Raw genomic sequence first — 18,361 nt, forward strand, 5'->3', positions numbered from 1 at the left:
CGCAAAAAGTGCGGGCCCCGTCGCCAGGGCCCGAGAAGATCAACCGGCGACAGGCTCGGGTTCGCCGAGCAGTTGGGTCAGTTGGGCCAGCAGGCCCGGATCGCGCAACAGCTCGAAGTGGCCGGCCTGGACCGTGTGGCTGGCGGCCAGCGCGCCGAAGCCCGCCTCGAAGCCCTGCCGCGCGGACAACGCAACTCGCGCCGCCCACCAGCAATGCACCTCGCAATCCAGCGCCGGCAGAGGCGCCAGGCGCAGGCTGAGGGCTTTCAGGCGCATGGCCACCTGGAACACATGGGCCAGCTCCTGGGCATCGAAACGTGGCCGTTCGGCGTGCACAGGTGACTGCGTCAGGCAAGTCCGGATGGCCTGCGTCAACACCGGTTCGTCCGGCATCGCGGCCGCCTCGAGCCCCGGCAAGGCTTGTGGCCGGTGGCCACAGACCACCCCAAGGAACGCCAGCAGGTCCTCACGGTAGTCCTGTGGCGTATCCCCACCTTCACCCGGCAGGTAGCTGTCCACCAGGCCGACCATGGCCACCTCCTGGCCCTGGCGACGCAGCTCCTCGGCCACCAGCACCGCGAGGCTGCCGCCCAGCGACCAGCCCAGCAGATGGTAAGGGCCATCGGCCTGTTTCTGGCGAATGTACTGGGCATAGTCGATGGCCATCGCTTCCAGCGACTCATCCTGCCAGCCACGGTCGAGCAGCATGCGGCATTGCAGGCCGAAGACGCTGCGTTTGCCCTCCAGCAGACGGGCCAGCGGCTCGTAGTCGAACACCGTGCCGAAGCCGGCGTGCAGGCAGAACAGCGCCGGCACGTCGGCGATTCGCCGGTTGAGCGACAGCAGCGGGTCCAGCGCCAGGTCGTCGGCACTGTAGCCCGACAACTCGGCGATGGTCGGCCGGGCCATCAGGTCGCGCAACTTCAGGTCCAGCCCCAGGCCGCTGGCGCGTACCTTGGTCAGCACCTTGAGGATACGCAGCGAGTCGCCACCGAGTTCGAAGAAGTTGTCGGTCACCCCCACCTGCGGCACTTCCAGCACGTCCTGCCAGATCACCGCCAGGGCCGCTTCCACGGCATTGCGCGGCGCCAGGTACTCGCGGCGCTTGAAGTCCGGGTCCGGCAGGGCCTTGCGGTCGACCTTGCCGTTGGGGTTGAGCGGCAACGCCTCGAGCACCAGCAGCTGGCTCGGCACCATGTAGTCGGGCAGCTCGGCCTGCAGCGCGCCGCGCAACTGCTCGGCCAACCCCTCGCGGGCGTCGGCGACCACATAGCCGACCAGTTGCTTGCCGCCTTGGGTGTCACGGGCCACCACCACCGCGTCGCGCACCGGCGCCATGGCGCGCAGGCGCGCCTCGATCTCGCCCAGCTCGATGCGGAAACCGCGCACCTTGACCTGGTGGTCCAGGCGCCCGAGGTAGTCGATCACGCCATCCGGGCGCTGGCGCACCAGGTCGCCGGAACGGTACAGCCGCCCGCCGTTGCCGAACGGGTCGGCGACGAAGCGTTCGGCGCTCAGGCCCGGGCGCTGGTGGTAACCCCGGGCCAGCCCCTCGCCGCCGATGTACAGCTCGCCCGCGACGCCGACCGGCACCGGATTGAGCTGGTTGTCCAGCACATACAGAGTGCGCTCGCCGACCCGGATGCCGATCGGCGCGTACACCGCCTCGCAGCGCTGGTCGACGCTCACCTTCCACAGCAGCGGCGTGACCACGGTTTCGGTCGGCCCGTAGCCATTGGTCAGGCAGCGCGGCTTGAGCACGCGCTTGACCCGCTCGAAATTGGCCTCGGCCACCGCGTCGCCGCCAAAGCAGTAGATGTCCACCGGTGGTGCCTCGCGCCCCTCGCCGAACTCGGCCAGTTGCTGCAGGTAGGCCGGTGGGAAGCAGGCGATGCTGATACGTTGCGCGTGCAGGGCTTGCCAGGTTTCCTCCGGGGTCCACAGGCGGTTGTCGCGGATCACCAGGCAGCCACCGCACAGCAGGGTCGACAGCCAGCGTTCCTGGGCACCGTCGAAGGCGAACGACATGAACAGCAGCTCGCGGGTACGCGCGCTCATCTCGTAGCGTTCGGCGATGGCCTGGCAGTGCATGCGGATCGGCCCGTGGGCCACCGCCACGCCCTTGGGCTTGCCGGTGGAGCCCGAGGTGTAGATCAGGTACGCCAGGTTGTCGGCCTGGGCGCGTGGCGCCGGGCAGTGCCCGGGTTCGCCGGACAGGTCCAGGTCGTCCAGCGCCAGTACCCGCCCGGAAGCCGGCTGGCCCAGGCGTTCGAGCACCCGCTGTTCGCTCAGCAGCACGCTCATGGCCGAATCTTCGACGATCCAGTTGAAGCGTTCGCGCGGGTAGTCGACATCCAGTGGCACATAGGCCGCGCCGGTCTTCATCACCGCGTAGAAGGCCACGATCACCTCGACCGAACGTTCCAGGGCGACGCCCACGAACATCTCCGGGCCAACCCCTTCGGCGATCAGCCGGTGGGCCAGGCGGTTGGCACGCACTTCGAGTTCGGCGTAGCTCAACTGCCGGTCGCCACAGACCAGCGCCGGAGCCTGCGGTTGCTGGGCCACATGCCGGGCGATCAGCTCAGCCAGCAACTCAACTTGGTCCGTCGCCACCGTCAGTTGATTGTCCAGCTCCAGCTGGCGTTGCTGCGCGGCGTCGAGGGTCGCCAGGCTGCCCAACGTAGCCTGCGGCGTGTCGATCAGCGCCTGCAGCAGCACCTCGAAGCTCGCCATGACCTGGGCACAGCTGGCTTCGCTGAAGCGGCTGCGCAGGTAGAGGAACTCGATGCTCAAGGTGTCGTTCAGGTGAACGGCAAGGTCCATCGCGTAGTTGGTGACGTCACGCCCGGCGACGGCACCGAATTGCAGGGTGCCGTCGCCGGTTTCCTTGAGGCGCTCGTCGATCGGGTAGTTCTCGAACACGATGATGCTGTCGAACAACCCTTGGGCGCCCTGCCCCGACCAGCGCTGGATATCCGCCAGCGCGGTGTGCTCGTGGTCGCGTGCCTCCAGGTTGTGGGTCTGCAAGGCTTGCAGCCACTGCGCGGCGACCTGTTCCGGGCGCGGCGCCTGGATGATCGGCAAGGTATTGATGAACAGCCCGAGCATCTCGTCGGCACCGTCCAGCTGCGCCGGACGACCGGCGACGATGGCGCCGAAGCACACGCACTGCTGGCCGGTGAAGCGCTGCAACAGCAGCGACCAGGCACCCTGCACCAGGGTGTTGGGCGTGACGCGCAGGGCACGGGCCTGTTCACGCAGGCGCGCGGTGCGGCGGGCATCCCATTTCAGGTACAGCGCGGCATGCCCGCTGTGCCCCGGCGGCGGCGCCGGCAGGCTGGCGGCCAGGCTGGTGGTGCCCTCCAGCGCTTGCAGGCGCGCCGTCCAGAACGCCTCCTGGGCAGCGGCCGGCTGGGCCTGCAACCAGGCGATGTAGTCGCGGTAATGGCCACGGCGCGGCGCCGGGGCCTGGCCGCCATAGACCTGGAACACTTCGCCGAGCAGGCGCGACTTGCTCCAGCCGTCCATGAGGATGTGGTGGCTGGTCCAGATCAGCTGGTGGCGGTCCTCGCCCAGGCGCACCAGGGTCAGGCGCATCAGCGGTGCGGCCAGCAGGTCGAAGCCCTGGGCGCAATCCGCCGCGGCCAGCGCCTGCAGGTCCCGCTCGCTGACCGTACGCTGGCGCCAGTCCAGGCGCTGCACCGCCAGGCGCGCCTGGCGATGGACCAGTTGCAGCGGCTCGCCCAGCGCGGCATCGCTCCAGAAACCGGTACGCAGGATCTCGTGGCGGCCGATCACCTGCTCCCAGGCCCGCACGAACGCCTCCGCGTCCAGGCCGTCCACGGCCACGCTGGTCTGGTTGATGTACAGGTCGTCGCCACCGGCTTCCAGGGTGTGGAACAGCATGCCCTGTTGCATCGGCGACAACGGGTAGAGGTCTTCGACCTGCTCCAGCGCCACGGGCAGGCGATCGAGCTGGGCCTGGCTGACCTGCGCCAGGGGGAAGTCCGAAGGGGTGACACCACGCGCCCCAGGTGCCAGGCAGTGCTCGATCAGTGCGCGCAACTGCTGGGCGTAATCGTCAGCCAGGGCCTGTACGGTGGCACTGTCGAACATCGCCTGGCTGAAGGTCCAGGCCAGGTTGAGCTCGCCGCCGTAGACCTGGCCGTTGATCGACAGCCAGTTGTTCAGCGGCGCGGCTTCGTCCTGATCAGGGGCCAGGCGCTCGCCACGGGGCACGAACAAGGCGTCGTCGGTCGCCGCGAAGCTACCGTCGAACTGCCCCAGATAGTTGAACGTGACCCGGGGCTCAGGCAGTGCCGCCAGGCGCTCGCGCACCGCCGGGCTGCCCAGGTGGCGCAGGATGCCGAAGCCGATGCCTTTGTCCGGCACGCCGCGCAGTTGCTCCTTGATGGCCTTGATCGAGGTGGCCCACTGCGGGCTCGGGCTCAGGCGCAGCGGGTAGAGGCTGGAGAACCAGCCCACGGTGCGGCTCAGGTCCACCGTCGGCGACAGGTCCTCGCGGCCATGGCCTTCGAGCTGGATCAGTGCATGACGCTCGCCACTCCAGTTGACCAGCGTGCGCGCCAGGGCGGCCAGCAGCAGGTCGTTGACCTGGGTGCGGTAGGCTTGCGGCGCCTGCTGCAGCAGCTGGCGGGTCAGCTCGGCGTCGAGGTGGGTATTGACGCTGGCGCGATGGTGGTTGGCCAGGCTACCGGTCGGGCGTTCGCACGGCAGGTCGCGCGGGGCGTCCTGCAACTGGGCCGACCAGTAGTCCGCCTCGCCAGCCTGTTCAAGGGTGCCGGCATGGGATGCGAGGAAGGCGGCCCAGTCGCGCACGGCGCTGGTCTTGGCCGGCAGCTTGACCGACGCGCCGCCCTGGAGCTGACGGCAAGCGGTCTGCAGGTCTTCGAGCAGGAGGCGCCACGACACGCCGTCGACCACCAGGTGGTGGATCACCAGCAGCAACTGCTGCCCGCCTTCGCCGTTGGGCAGCAGGACGGCACGCAGCGACTGCCCATGCTGCAGATCCAGGCTACGTTGCGCTTGCAGGGCCAGTGTCCTGTTCTGCTCCAGTGTTTGCACAGGCGCTTGCCAGAGCAGCGGCGCCTGCTGCCAATGCGCTTCGAGCTCCACCAGTGGTACATGGCTGGCGTGCACCTGCCCGTCTTCGCTGACAAAGCGCAGACGCAAGGCGTCATGCTGGATGACCAGCGCACGCAAGGCGCGCTCAAGCAGCTCAGGCACCAGCGGCTCGCGCAGTTCCAGCAGCACCGACTGGTTCCAGTGCTGGCGCTCGGCAATGTTCAGGGCGAAGAACTCAGCCTGGATCGGCACCAGCGCACTGTCACCCGTCACCGGGCCCTGGTCGATCGACAGCGCCTGCTGGGTGCTGGCCACCGCCGCCAGGGCGGCGATGGTCTGGTGCTTGAAGACATCGCGTGGAGTCAGGTTCAGGCCCTGCTGGCGTGCACGCCCGACCATCTGGATGGAGACGATCGAATCGCCGCCCAGGCCGAAGAAGTTGTCCTGGCGGCCGACCTGCTCCAGGCCCAGCAAGCCCTGCCAGATCGTTGCCAGCACCTGTTCGGCGGCCGTGGCCGGCGCCTCGTAGTCAGTGTTCGGCGCCACCGGTTCGGGCGCGGGCAAGGCCTTGCGGTCGAGCTTGCCATTGGGGCTCAACGGCATGCGCTCGAGCACGATGAACTGCGCCGGGACCATGTAGTCCGGCAACTGTTCGAGCAAGTGCGCGCCCAGTTGGCTGGCGCTCGGCACCTCACTGCCGGCCGGCACCACGTAGGCCACCAGTTGCTTGCCGTTGCGTCCGTCGCAGGCGATCACCACCGCCTCGCGCAGCTGGCCTTGTTCCAGCAGGCGCGCCTCGATCTCACCCAGCTCGATCCGCAGGCCGCGGATCTTCACCTGGTGGTCGATGCGCCCGGCGTACTCGATCACCCCGTCGGCGCGATAGCGCGCCAGGTCGCCGGTGCGGTACAGGCGCTCGCCGCCGCCGAACGGGCTGGCGACGAAACGCTCAGCGGTCAGCGCCGGGCGGCGGTGGTAACCGCGCGCCAGGCCCACCCCGCCCAGGTACAGCTCGCCCGCCACGCCCACCGGCACCGGCGCCAGTTCGGCGTCGAGGATGTAGGTCGCCAGGTTGGCGATCGGCACGCCGATCGGCACGCTGTCGCGCCCCTCCTCGCGGCAGGTCCAGTGGGTCACGTCGATCGCCGCCTCGGTCGGCCCGTACAGGTTGTACAGCCCGCTCCACGGCAGCCGCGCCAATACCTGCTGCTGCGCGTCCACCGGCAGCGCCTCGCCACTGCAGACGATTCGCCGCAGCGAGGTGCAGCGGGTCACCTGCGGGTCTTGCAGGAACGCCTGCAGCATCGACGGCACGAAGTGCAGCGTGCTCACCTGCTCGGCCTCGATCAGCGCGATCAGTTGCCCCGGGTCGCGGTGCGCCCCCGGCGCCGCCAGCACCAGCCGCGCGCCGCTGATCAGCGGCCAGAAGAACTCCCACACCGACACATCAAAGCTGAACGGGGTCTTCTGCAGCACGCTGTCCGCCGCCGTCAGCCCGTAGGCCTCCTGCATCCAGCACAGCCGGTTGACCAGCGCGTCGTGGCGGTTGCCGGCACCCTTGGGCTTGCCGGTGGAGCCGGAGGTGTAGATCACGTAGGCCAGTTGCTGCGGCGCCGGCACGAGGCCCAGGTTGCCGTCGCCGTGGCCGGCCAGCCAATCGCCCGACTGCTCCAGCACCAGGCTGCGCACGCCCTCGCCCAGCGGCAGCTCGGCCAGCAGGTGCGCCTGGGTCAGCAGCAGTTCGATGCCGCTGTCCTCGATCATGTACGCCAGCCGCTCGCGCGGGTATTCCGGGTCCAGCGGCACATAGGCCGCGCCGGCCTTGAGGATCGCCAGCAGGCCCACCACCATCTCCACGCTGCGCTCCACGGCGATGCCCACCAGCGCATCGGCCGTCACGCCCTGGGCCACCAGCTCGCGGGCCAGGCGGTTGGCCCGGGCGTTGAGTTCGGCGTAGCTCAACTGCTGGCCGGCGAAGGCCAGCGCCGGGGCCTGCGGGGTCGCCGCCACCTGCGCCTCGAAGCGTTGCGGCACGCTCTGGGCCAGCGCGTAATCACGGGCGGTAGCGTTCCAGCCGTGCAGCGCCTGCTCACGCTCGGCCGGCGCCAGCAGCGCCAGTTGCCCCAGCGGCGCCTGCGCGTCGGCCACCAAGCCTTGCAGCAGCTGCTGCCAGTGCGCGCCCAGGCGCTCGATGCTCGCCGCGTCGAACAGGTCGGTGGCGTACACCAGCGACGCCGACAGGCCCCGCTCGCCCTCGAAAGTGTTCAGGCTCAGGTCGAACTGGGTGCTGTGGCTGTCCCAGCCCAGCGCCTCGACCTGCAAGCCGTGCGGGGCGGCCATCGCCGTCGCCACCCGCTGGTGGTTGAACATCACCTGGAACAGCGGGCTGTGGCTCAGGCTGCGCTCCGGCTGCAACGCCTCGACCAGTTGCTCGAACGGCAGGTCCTGGTGCGCCTGGGCCTCCAGCGCCGCCTGGCGCACCTGGGCCAGCAACGCCTGGAAGCTGGCCTGGCCATCGACCTCGGCCTTGAGCACCTGGGTGTTGACGAAGAAGCCCACCACGCCTTCGGTTTCCAGGCGCGTGCGGTTGGCGATCGGCACGCCGACACGGATGTCGGCCTGGCCGCTGTAGCGGTGCAGCAAGGCCTGGAACGAGGCCAGCAGCAGCATGAACAGGGTCACCTGCTCGCGCTGGGCCAGTTGGCGCAGGCCGTCGGCCAACGCCGGCGCCAGGTGCAGCGCGTGGCGCGCGCCGCGGTAGCTCTGCGCCGCCGGGCGTGGGCGGTCGGTAGGCAGTTCCAGCACCGGCTGCTCGCCGCCCAGCTGAGCCGTCCAGTAGGCCAGCTGGCGGGCCTGCTCGCCTTCGGCCAGCCATTGGCGCTGCCACACGGCGTAGTCCAGGTACTGGATCGGCAGTGCTGGCAGTTGCGCCGCCTGGCCCTGGCTGAAGGCGTCGTACAGCGCCACCAGCTCCTCCACCAGGCGCTGCATCGACCAGGCGTCGGAGACGATATGGTGCTGGGTCATCACCAACACATGCTCCTGCTCGGTCAAGCGCAGCAGACGCAGGCGCAGCAACGGCCCCTGCTCCAGGTCGAACAGCTGGCGGGTTTCCTCCTCGACCACGGCGCGCAAGGCCTGCTCGTCCGGGTTGCCCAGCAGCACCAGGTCCACTGGCAGGGCCTGCGGCGACGCTGTATCGATCACCTGGCGAACCTGGCCATCTTCGGTCACGAAGCGGGTGCGCAGGCTTTCATGGCGCTCGACCAGTGTCGCGAAGCTGCGCTCCAGCGCCGCGATGTCCAGTACGCCACGCAGGCGCAGGGCCATCGGGATGTGGTAGGCCGCGCTGCCCGGTTCCAGCTGCCAGAGGAACCACTGGCGCTCCTGGGCGAACGACAGCGGCTGGCTGGCGCCGCGTGGCACCTGTGGGATCCCGCTCAGCCGCGCATCGTCATGCGGCGCCAGGGCCTGGGCGAACGCGCCCAGGGTGGTGTGCTCGAACAGCGTGCGCAACGCCACCTGGCGGCCAAGCACCTGGCGTACCCGTGAAATGACCTGGGTGGCCAGCAGCGAGTGGCCGCCCAGGGCGAAGAAATCATCGTCCAGGCCGACACGGGCGACATCCAGTACGCTTTCCCACACCGCCGCCACGTGCTGTTCCAGCTCGCTGGCCGGGGCGCGGAACGCCGCCTGGGGCTGGCGGGTGTCCGGGCTTGGCAAGGCCTTGCGATCGAGCTTGCCGTTGGTGGTCAGCGGCAAGGCATCGAGCAGCAGGAAGTGCGCCGGGACCATGTAGTCCGGCAGGTCCTGACGCAGCCCCTGGCGCAGCGCATCACGGCGTGCCTGCGGCTCGCCGCCCTCGGCCATGACCACATAGGCCACCAGTTGCGCGCCACCGATACCCGGCAATGCCAACACCGCCGCCTGGCGCACGCCGGGCTGGGCCAGCAGGCAGGCCTCGATCTCGCCCAGCTCGATGCGGAACCCGCGGATCTTCACCTGGTGGTCCATGCGGCCGATGTATTCGATCTCACCCGCGACCGTATGGCGCGCCAGGTCGCCAGTGCGGTACAGGCGCGCGCCGGCCGGGCCGAACGGGTCGGCCAGGAAGCGTTCGGCGCTCAAGCCGCCACGGCGGTGGTAGCCGCGGGCCAGGCCCGCGCCGCCGACATACAGCTCACCCACACAACCGGCGGCCACCGGGTTGAGCTGGCCATCGAGCACGTACCAGGACAGGTCGGCGATCGGCACGCCGATCGGGCTGCCGACGCCATTGTCCAGGTCCGCCAGGCTCAACGGGCGGTAGGTCACGTGCACGGTGGTCTCGGTGATGCCGTACATGTTGATCAGCCGGGTCGGCTGGTCGCCGAAGCGCTCGAACCAAGGGCGCAGCCCCTTGACCTCCAGGGCCTCGCCACCGAACACCACGTAGCGCAGGGCATGCCGGCGCGAGTCAGGGGCCTGGCAGGCCACCTGCATCAGTTGCTTGAAGGCCGACGGTGTCTGGTTGAGCACCGTCACCCCTTCGTCGCACAGCAGCGCGTGGAAATCCTCGGCGCTGCGGGTCACGTCCTGGGGCACGATCAGCAGGCGGCCGCCGTGCATCAGGGCACCGAAGATCTCCCACACCGAGAAGTCGAAGGCATAGGAATGGAACAGCGACCAGACATCGTCGGCGCCGAAATCGAACCATTCGGCGGTGGCCGCGAACAGGCGCAGGATGTTGCCGTGGGGCAGCAGCACGCCCTTGGGGTTGCCGGTGGAACCGGAGGTGTAGATCACATAGGCCAGGTTGTCCGGCCCCAGCGCCACCTCGGGGTTGTGGGCCGGCAGGTCGGCGCCGGGCACGGCCAGCGGCAACACGCTGACCTGTGCCGGGACATCCAGCTGCCGGGCCGCCTCAGGGTCGGCCAGCAGCAGGCGGATGCCGCTGTCCTCGATCATGTACGCCAGGCGCTCGCGTGGATAGGCCGGGTCCAGCGGCACGTAGGCGCCACCGGCCTTGAGGATGGCCAGCAGGCCGACCAGCATGTCCGGCCCACGGCGACAGGCCAGGCCAACCCGGGCATCCGCGCCGACGCCCGCGCCGATCAACTGGTGGGCAAGGCGGTTGGCCTGCTCGTTGAGCGCGCCGTAGCTCAGGTGCCGCCCTTCGAAGGTCACGGCGATGGCCTCGGGGGCTTGCGCGGCCTGGGCCTCGATCAAGTGATGGGCGCAGCCGCGCGGTGGGAAGTGCTGGGGTGACGGGTTCAGTGCCGCCAGGCTGGCGCGATGCTCGTCGGTGCCTAGCAGCGGCAGCTCGCCGATGCGCTGGCCTGGTTCGGCGACGATCCCGGCGAGCAGGTTCAGCCAATGCCCGGCGATGCGCTGGGCGCTGCCTTCGCTGAACAGGTCGCTGGCGTAGCTCAGGGTCGCCCACACGCCCTGCTCGGTTTCGTAGGTGTCCAGGGTCAGGTCGAACTGCGCGGTATGGCGCTGCGTCTGGATACCCTCGATGGCCAGCGCACCGAGGTCGGCGGCCGCCTGGCCATCGCCCCTGGCAGTGTTCTGGTGGTTGTAGACCACCTGGAACAGCGGGCTGTGCCCGGCATTGCGTTGCGGGTGCAGGGCTTCGACCAGTTGCTCGAACGGCAGGTCCTGGTGGGCCTGGGCTTCGAGCGCGGCCACCCGCACCTGCGCGAGCAGCGCGCGGAAGCTCGCCTGCGAATCGACTTCGGCCTTGAGCACCTGGGTGTTGACGAAGAAGCCGATCAGCCCTTCGGTCTCGACCCGGTTGCGGTTGGCCACCGGCACGCCAACGCGGATATCGGCCTGGCCGCTGTAGCGGTGCAACAAGGTCTGGTAGGTGGCCAGCAACAGCATGAACAAGGTCACGCCTTCCTGGCGGGCCAGCGCCTTGAGGCCCTCGACCAGCGGCTGCGGCAGGTCGATGCGCAGCCGCCCGCCCTGGTAGCTGCGCCGCGCCGGGCGCGGCCAGTCGCCTGGCAGTTCCAGCACCGGATGATCATCGCCCAGGCGGGCGGTCCAGTATTTCAATTGCCGCTCGCGCTCGCCGGCCTCCATCCAGTGGCGCTGCCAGATCGCGTAGTCGGCGTACTGCACCTCCAGGGCCGCGGCCTGAGGCTCGCGGCCCTGGCTGCAGGCCGCGTAGGCCTGCACCAGCTCATCGACCATCACCTGGCTCGACCAACCATCGGAGACGATGTGGTGCAGGACCATCACCAGTACGTGGTCCTGCGCATCCAGGCGCAGCAGACGCACCCGCAGCAGGTTGCCGGCGGCCAGGTCGAACAGTGCCGCGCCGTGCTCGTGGATGTAATGTTCGATCCAGGTATCGCGCGCCTCCCTCGCCAACCCGTCGGGCAGCAGGTCCAGCGGCAGGTCCAGCGCCGTGTCGGGGTCGATCACCTGGGCCAGGCCCTCGCCCTGGTCGACGAAGCGCGTGCGCAGCACGTCGTGGCGCGCCACCAGGGCCGCGAAGCTGCGGCGCAGGGCCGGCACGTCCAGCTCGCCGCGCAGGCGCAGGGCGGTGGGGATGTTGTAGGCGGCGCTGTCCGGCTCCAGCTGCCAGAGGAACCACTGCCGTTCCTGGGCGTAGGACAGCGGGATGCGGCTGAAGGCGTCAACCACCCTGGGGATCGGCAGGTTGGCCACCGACACCCCTTCCTCGCTCATCTTTTCCAGGTACAGTTTGCGTTTGTCCAGGGGCAGAGTGATAAAGCGCTTGGCGATCCTCGAAGCAACACTCTTGTCCATCAGACTTCCTCCATTTCATCAAGCAGGGCTTCCAGCTTGTTCAGTTTTACCGTGTCGACCTGCTTGCCCGACTGTTCCAGGTGGGCCACGAAGGCCGCCAGGGTCGGGTGTTGGAACAACGCTTGCGGGCCAGGCGCCAAGCCCAGCTCCAGCTGGATGCGGGAGACCACATTGACCACCGCCAGCGAGTGGCCGCCGAGCTCGAAGAAGCTGTCGGCAAGGCCCACCCGGGCGCAGCCGAGCACGGCCTGCCAGACCGCCGCGACCTGGCACTGCAACTCAGTGACGGGCGGGTTGAACGCTGGCCGCGCGCTGCTGGCCTCGAGGGTCGGCAGGGCCTTGCGGTCGAGCTTGCCGTTAGGGCTCAGGGGCAGTTGCGCCAGGAGCATGAGCGGCCCGGGCACCATGTACGCCGGCAGCGACTGGCGTAGCTGGCCACGCACCTGCTCGGCCAGCTGTGCCTGATCCAGGGCCGGTGTCTGCAGCACGGCGGCATCCTCCGGCACCAGGTAGCCGGCCAGTTGCTTGCCGGCCGGGGTATCGATGGCCAGCACCACGGCTTCGCGGATGCCGGGTTGCTCCAACAGGCGCGCCTCGATCTCGCCCAGCTCGATCCGCAGGCCACGGATCTTCACCTGGTGGTCGATACGCCCGGCGTACTCGATCACTCCGTCGGCGCGGTAGCGCGCCAGGTCACCGGTGCGGTACAGGCGCTCGCCGCCAAACGGGCTGGCGACGAAGCGCTCGGCGGTCAGCGCCGGGCGGCGGTGGTAACCACGCGCCAGGCCCACCCCGCCCAGGTACAGCTCGCCCGCCACGCCCACCGGCACCGGCGCCAGTTCAGCGTCGAGGATGTAGGTCGCCAGGTTGGCGATCGGCACACCGATCGGCACGCTGTCGCGCCCCTCCTCGCGGCAGGTCCAGTGGGTCACGTCGATCGCCGCCTCGGTCGGCCCGTACAGGTTGTACAGCCCGCTCCACGGCAGCCGCGCCAATACCTGCTGCTGCGCGTCCACCGGCAGCGCCTCGCCACTGCAGACGATTCGCCTCAGCGAGGTGCAGCGGATCACCTGCGGGTCTTGCAGGAACGCCTGCAGCATCGACGGCACGAAGTGCAGCGTGCTCACCTGCTCGGCCTCGATCAGCGCGATCAGTTGCCCCGGGTCGCGGTGCGCCCCCGGCGCCGCCAGCACCAGCCGCGCGCCGCTGATCAGCGGCCAGAAGAACTCCCACACCGACACGTCGAAGCTGAACGGGGTCTTCTGCAACACGCTGTCCGCCGCCGTCAGCCCGTAGGCCTCCTGCATCCAGCACAGCCGGTTGACCAGCGCGTCGTGGCGGTTGCCGGCGCCCTTGGGCTTGCCGGTGGAGCCGGAGGTGTAGATCACGTAGGCCAGTTGCTGCGGCGCCGGCACGAGGCCCAGGTTGCCGTCGCCGTGGCCGGCCAGCCAATCGCTCGACTGCTCCAGCACCAGGCTGCGCACGCCCTCGCCCAGCGGCAGCTCGGCCAGCAGGTGCGCCTGGGTCAGCAGCAGTTCGATGCCGCTGTCCTCGATCATGTACGCCAGCCGCTCGCGCGGGTATTCCGGGTCCAGCGGCACATAGGCCGCGCCGGCCTTGAGGATCGCCAGCAGGCCCACCACCATCTCCACGCTGCGCTCCACGGCGATGCCCACCAGCGCATCGGCCGTCACGCCCTGGGCCACCAGCTCGCGGGCCAGGCGGTTGGCCCGGGCGTTGAGTTCGGCGTAGCTCAACTGCTGGCCGGCGAAGGCCAGCGCCGGGGCCTGCGGGGTCGCCGCCACCTGCGCCTCGAAGCGCTGCGGCACGCTCAGGGCCAGCGCGTAATCACGGGCGGTAGCGTTCCAGCCGTGCAGCGCCTGCTCACGCTCGGCCGGCGCCAGCAGCGCCAGTTGCCCCAGCGGCGCCTGCGCGTCGGCCACCAAGCCTTGCAGCAGCTGCTGCCAGTGCGCGCCCAGGCGCTCGATGCTCGCCGCGTCGAACAGGTCGGTGGCGTACACCAGCGACGCCGACAGGCCCTGCTCGCCCTCGAAGGTGTTCAGGCTCAGGTCGAACTGCGTGCTGTGGCTGTCCCAGCCCAGCGCCTCGACCTGCAAGCCGTGCGGGGCGGCCATCGCCGTCGCCACCCGCTGGTGGTTGAACATCACCTGGAACAGCGGGCTGTGGCTCAGGCTGCGCTCCGGCTGCAACGCCTCGACCAGTTGCTCGAACGGCAGGTCCTGGTGCGCCTGGGCCTCCAGCGCCGCCTGGCGCACCTGGGCCAGCAACGCCTGGAAGCTGGCCTGGCCATCGACCTCGGCCTTGAGCACCTGGGTGTTGACGAAGAAGCCCATCACGCCTTCGGTTTCCAGGCGCGTGCGGTTGGCGATCGGTACGCCGACACGGATGTCGGCCTGGCCGCTGTAGCGGTGCAGCAAGGCCTGGAACGAGGCCAGCAGCAGCATGAACAGGGTCACCTGCTCGCGCTGGGCCAGTTGGCGCAGGCCGTCGGCCAACGCCGGCGCCAGGTGCAGCGCGTGGCGCGCGCCGCGGTAGCTCTGCGCCGCGGGGCGCGGGCGGTCGGTGGGCAGTTCCAGCACCGGCTGCTCGCCGCCCAGCTTGGCGGTCCAGTAGGCCAGCTGGCGGGCCTGCTCGCCTTCGGCCAGCCATTGGCGCTGCCACACGGCGTAGTCCAGGTACTGGATCGGCAGTGCCGGCAGTTGCGCCGCCTGGCCCTGGCTGAAGGCGTCGTACAGCGCCACCAGCTCCTCCACCAGGCGCTGCATCGACCAGGCGTCGGAGACGATGTGGTGCTGGGTCATCACCAGCACGTGCTCCTGTTCGGACAAGCGCAGCAGTTCGACACGCAGCAACGGCCCCACTGCCAGGTCGAACGGGCGTTGCAGCACCTGTTTGATCTGTGCCTCGACCTGCACCTCGGTCGCGCCTTGCAGCGCGCGTACGGGTATCGCCACGGACACGCCGTCATGAATCACTTGCAGCGGGCCATCGGCCGTCTGGTGAAAGGTGGTGCGCAAGCTCTCGTGGCGCTCGACCAGCGCAGCGAAGCTACGCTCCAGCGCCGCGACGTCCAGGGCACCGCGCAGGCGCAGCACAGCGGGAATGGTGTACGCCGTGCTGTCCGGGGCGAACTGCCAGAGCAGCCACTGGCGCTGCTGGGCGAACGACAGCGGCAGGTCCTGGTCGCGGGCAACGCGGGTAATCGCCGCGACGGGCTTGCTGGCCACCCGGCCAACCGCATGGGCGAACGCCCCCAGGGTGGCGTGCTCGAACAGCGTGCGCAGCGGCACATCGATCGCCAGGCCCTGGGCCACGCGGGAAATGACCTGGGTGGCCAGCAACGAATGGCCGCCCAGTTCGAAGAAGTTGTCGGCCAAACCAACCTTCTCCAGCTTCAGTACCTCGGCCCAGATCTGCGCCAGCTGGCATTCCAGCTCGCTGCGCGGCGCCTGGTAGCGCGCCTGGGCCAGGCTCGCGTCCGGCGCTGGCAGCGCCTTGCGGTCGAGCTTGCCGTTGGGGGTCAGCGGCATGCGCGCCAGCAGCATCAATTGCGCCGGCACCATGAATTCCGGCAGCGCCTCGCCCAGCGCCGCGCGCAGGGTCTCGCGCAGTGCCTGTTGGGCTTCGCCCGCCACCACCAGCGCCGCGTCCGTCGGCACCAGGTAACCCACCAGTTGCGTGCCCAGGCCGGTGTCGCGGGCCACCACCGCCGCTTCGCGCACTTCGGCGCAGGCCAGCAGTTGCGCCTCGATCTCGCCCAGCTCGATGCGGAACCCGCGGATCTTCACCTGGTGGTCGGCGCGACCGATGTATTCCAGCCGGCCCTGGCCGTCGAAGCGCGCCAGGTCGCCGGTGCGGTAGATTCGCTCGCCGTCGGCGAACGGGCTGGCCAGGAAGCGCTCGGCGGTCAGCCCCGGGCGCTGGTGATAACCCCGCGCCAGGCCCGCGCCGCCGATGTACAGCTCGCCGGCCACGCCCACCGGCACCGGTTGCAGGTCGGCGTCCAGCACCAGCAGCGCCGTGTTGTCCAGCGGCCGGCCCAGCAGCACCTGCGGGTTGCCCGCGTCCAGGTAGTGCAGCGCCGACCAGATGGTGGTCTCGGTCGGGCCGTACAGGTTCCACACATGGCCGCAACGCTCGATCAACCGCGCCGCCAGGTCCGGCGCCAGGGCCTCGCCGCCGCACAGCGCCTTGCACCCGGCCAGGCTCGCCGCCTGCGGGCTGTCCAGCAGCATCCGCCAGGTCGACGGGGTGGCCTGCACCACGCTGACCCGCTCGGCCGCGATCGCCGCCAGCAGGGCTTGCGGGTCGCGGGCCGTGGCCCGCTCCACCAGCACGATGCAGGCACCGGCCAGCAGGCTGCCGTACAGTTCCAGCCCGGCGATGTCGAACGACAGCGAGGTCAGCGACAGCACCCGGTCGCTTGCCTCGATGCCCGGTTGCTTGAGCATGCTGGCCAGGAAGTTCAGCACGCCGTCGTGGCGCACGCCCACGCCCTTGGGCTTGCCGGTGGAGCCGGAGGTGTAGATCACGTAGGCCAGGTTGCCGGGGGCGGCCAGGTTGGCCAGGTTGTCGCCGTCAAACTCCGCCAGCCAGTCCTCGCCGGCTTGCAGCTCCAGCGCCGCGACCCCGGCCGGCAGTGCCAGCGCGCCGCGCAGGTGGGCTTGGGTCAGCACCAGTTGCGCGCCGCTGTCCTCGACCATGTGCGCCAGGCGCTCGGCCGGGTATTCCGGGTCCATCGGCACGTAGGCGCCGCCGGCCTTGAGGATCGCCAGCAGGCCCACCACCAGCTCCACACCGCGCTCCACGGCGATGCCCACCAGCACGTCCGGGCCCACGCCCGCCGCACGCAGGCGTCGGGCCAGGCGGTTGGCGCGGCGGTTGAGGGTGGCGTAGTCGAGGGTTTCGCCGGCCACGCTCAGGGCGGGAGCCGCTGGCGCGCGTGCGGCGCTGGCTTCGATCAGTTGGTGCAGGCACTGGTCGTCGGCGAACGGCACCGCCGTGGCGTTCCAATCCTCGATCATCTGCTGTTGTTCGTGCGCTGCCAGCAACGGCAACTGGCCGACTCGCTGAGCGGGCGCCTCGATGATCCCCTGCAACAGGTTCAGCCAGTGCCCGGCCATGGTCTCGATGGTCGCGGCATCGAACAAGTCGGTGGCATAGGTCAGGGTCGCCGACAGCGCCTGCCCCGCTTCGTGGGTATCCAGGGTCAGGTCGAACTTGGCCGCCTGCCCCTGCGCCTCGAGCCCTTCGATGCTCAGGCCCGGCAGCGCCAGGGCGTCAGCACCCTGGGCCACGCCGCCCTGGTGGTTGTACATCACCTGGAACAGCGGCGAATGGCTCAGGCTGCGGCTCGGCTGCAAGGCCTGGACCAGTTGCTCGAACGGCAGGTCCTGGTGGGCCTGGGCCTCCAGGGCGGCGCTGCGCACCTGCTGCAACAGCGCCTGGAAACTGGCCTGCGGATCGATCTCGGCCTTGAGCACCTGGGTGTTGACGAAGAAGCCCACCAGCCCTTCGGTCTCGACACGGTTGCGGTTGGCCACCGGCACACCGACGCGGATGTCGGACTGGCCGCTGTAGCGGTGCAGCAGCACCTGGAACGACGCCAGCAACACCATGAACAAGGTCGCCTGCTCGCCCTGCGCCAACTGGCGCAGGCCTTCGGCCAGGGTGGCGGGCAAGGCCACCTGCAGGCGCGCGCCACGCAGGCTCTGGACCATCGGCCGCGGGCGATCCAGCGGCAATTCCAGCAACGGTTGCTCGCCGCCCAGCTGCCGCGTCCAGTAGTCCAGCTGGCGCGCTTGCTCGCCGGCTTCCATCCAGCAACGCTGCCACAGGGCATAGTCGCGGTACTGGATCGGCAGCGGCGTCAGGGCCGGCTCGCGCCCCTGGCTGAACGCCGCATAACCGGCCAGCAGTTCCTTGAGCAGCACCTGCAGCGACCAGCCATCGGCGATGGCGTGATGCAAGGTCAGCACCAGCACCCGTTCCTGGGCGTCGATCTTGAACAGGGCACAGCGCAGCAAAGGGCCTTGTCGCAGATCGAAAGGCTGTTGCGTCTCGCTGTCAATCACAGCCGCCAACTGTGCGGGCTCGACGTTGCGCTCCGCCAGTTCTGGCACGAACGGCGGGCACACCCGCTGCAAGCGCTCACCCTCGCCCTGCTCGGTGAACACCGTGCGCAGGCTGGCCTGGCGCTCGACCAGCGCCGCCAGGCTGCGGCGCAGCGCCTCCAGCTGCAGTTCGCCACGCAGACGCAGCACCAGGGGAATGTTATAGGCCGCGCCCGCCGGGTCGAACTGCCAGAGAAACCACTGGCGCTCCTGGGCGTAGGACATCGGTGCCGTCTCGCCTTCGACGCAGCCACCGGGTATCGGCAACTGCGCCAGGCTCATCCCCTTGCTCGCAAGCTTTTCCAGGAAGGCCTGGCGCTGGGCCAGGGGCAACCTGATAAAACGTTGCACCAGTGCGGCGCTGTCATGTGCGGCCATTG

Annotated in this window: 2 protein-coding genes; both read right to left on the bottom strand. The window is 69.7% G+C overall.

The window, feature by feature from the left end; genetic code table 11:
• Positions 1–39: 39 nt before the first annotated feature.
• Complete coding sequence (locus JYG34_RS15435) at positions 40–11,847, bottom strand: non-ribosomal peptide synthetase (RefSeq protein WP_213657270.1); 11,808 nt, start codon at positions 11,845–11,847, stop codon at positions 40–42.
• Positions 11,847–18,359, bottom strand: a complete 6,513-nt coding sequence (locus JYG34_RS15440) for an amino acid adenylation domain-containing protein (protein ID WP_349629328.1) — start codon at positions 18,357–18,359, stop codon at positions 11,847–11,849. Before JYG34_RS15440 ends, JYG34_RS15435 begins: the two co-directional genes overlap by 1 nt.
• Positions 18,360–18,361: the final 2 nt, after the last annotated feature.

It is taken from the genome of Pseudomonas entomophila, from assembly GCF_018417595.1.
GTDB classification, from domain to species: Bacteria; Pseudomonadota; Gammaproteobacteria; order Pseudomonadales; family Pseudomonadaceae; genus Aquipseudomonas; species Aquipseudomonas entomophila_C.